Source organism: Burkholderia anthinoferrum (genome assembly GCF_002925705.1).
Classification (GTDB): Bacteria; Pseudomonadota; Gammaproteobacteria; order Burkholderiales; family Burkholderiaceae; genus Burkholderia; species Burkholderia semiarida.
Genome location: NZ_LFZP01000014.1, coordinates 1 through 1,954, shown reverse-complemented (window position 1 = coordinate 1,954; position 1,954 = coordinate 1). Strand labels below are relative to the sequence as shown.

The window sequence follows — 1,954 nt, the reverse complement described above, 5'->3', positions numbered from 1 at the left end:
GCGTAGACGCCGCCGGCCGGGTACGCCTGCGCGACGGGCGCGTCGGGCCGCTTGTAATGCGGCGCCATCGTGCAGCCCGTGGCAAGGAGCGCGACTGCGATTGCAGTCAAAGCGTGTTTTTGCATCATCACTGTCCCTTGTTGCCTTCGTCGCCGTTGCCCGGCTTCTCTTCGTGGTGCGAGTGCTCCTGAGCCAGGCGCAGCGCCTCGTCGACGTCTTCCTTCTCGCCGCTGAAGATCGCACGGATCTTCACGAAGAACATCGGGATCATGAAGATCGCGAGGAACGTCGCCGTGATCATCCCGCCGATCACGCCCGTGCCGATCGCGTGCTGGCTCGCCGAGCCCGCGCCGTTGCTGATCGCGAGCGGCAGCACGCCGAGAATGAACGCGAGCGACGTCATCAGGATCGGACGCAGCCGCAGGCGCGCCGCTTCCAGCGCGGCCTCGATCGGCCCCATCTTCTCCGACTGCTGCAGCTCGCGCGCGAACTCGACGATCAGGATCGCGTTCTTCGCGGACAAGCCCACGGTCGTCAGCAGGCCGACCTGGAAGAACACGTCGTTCTCGAGGCCGCGCATCGTGGCCGCGAGCAGCGCACCGATCACGCCGAGCGGCACGACCATGATCACCGAGAACGGGATCGACCAGCTTTCATACAGCGCCGCGAGACACAGGAACACGACGAGGATCGAGATCGCGTACAGGATCGGCGCCTGCGAACCGGACTGGATTTCCTGGAACGACAGGCCCGTCCACGAATAGCCGATACCGACCGGCAGCTTCTTCGCGATCGTTTCCATCGCGGCCATCGCCTGACCGGTCGACTTGCCCGGTGCGGCCTGCCCCTGGATTTCCATCGCCGACACGCCGTTGTAGCGCTCGAGCTTCGGCGAACCGTACGTCCAGTGACCGGTCGCGAACGCGCTGAACGGCACCATCCCGCCCGACCCGTTGCGCACGTACCAGATGTTCATGTCTTCCGGCGTCATCCGGAACGGCGCGTCTGCCTGCACGTACACCTTCTTGATCCGGCCGTCGGTATCGAGGAAGTTGTTCACGTACTTCGACGCCCATGCGATCGAGAACGTCTGGTCGATCGCATCCGCGGTCACGCCCAGCGCATTCGCCTTCTCGCGGTCGATGTCGACCTTGTACTGCGGCGTGTCGTTCAGGCCGTTCGGACGGACACCCTGCAGCGTCGGATCCTTCGACGCCATCCCGAGCAACTGGTTACGCGCGGCCATCAACGCGTCGTGGCCAAGACCGGCGTTGTCCGTCAGCTCGAAGTCGAAGCCGGCAGCGGTACCGAGCTCCGGAATCGACGGCGGGTTGAACGGAATCACGAGCGCGTCCTTGTAGCCCGCGTAACGCCCGAACATCCGGCCGATCAGCGCCTGCACCTTCTGGTTCGCATGCTGACGCTGCGCGTAATCCTTCAGGCGGACGAACACGAGGCCCGAGTTCTGGCCGCGGCCCGCGAAGCTGAAGCCGTTGACCGTGAACGCCGATTCGACGATTTCCTTCTCGTCCTTCAGCAGGTAGTCGGAAATGTTCGCGAGCGTCTTCGCGGTCGTTTCCTGCGTGGAGCCGGACGGCGTCTGCACGATCACGAACATCAGGCCCTGGTCCTCATCGGGCAGGAACGACTTCGGCAGGCGCACGAACAGCAGGCCGACCGCGACGATCACGACCAGATAGATGATGAGCCAGCGGCCCGAGCGCTTGATCACGTGGTGCACGCCGACGTGGTACTTGTCGCGGCTGTTGTTGAACGTGCGGTTGAACCAGCCGAAGAAGCCCTTCTTCTCTTCGTGATGCCCTTGCGGGATCGGCTTGAGGATCGTCGCGCACAGCGCCGGCGTCAGAATCAACGCAACCAGCACCGACAGCACCATCGCCGACACGATCGTCAGCGAGAACTGACGATAGATCGCGCCGACCGAGCCGCCGGA

Annotated in this window: 1 protein-coding gene; it reads right to left on the bottom strand. The window is 64.2% G+C overall.

Annotated elements, in window-relative coordinates; all coding sequences use genetic code 11:
- Positions 1 to 127 precede the first annotated feature (127 nt).
- Positions 128 to 1,954 (bottom strand): efflux RND transporter permease subunit (locus C5F75_RS04605; RefSeq protein ID WP_181035370.1); only part of this gene is annotated, 1,827 nt, incomplete at its 5' end.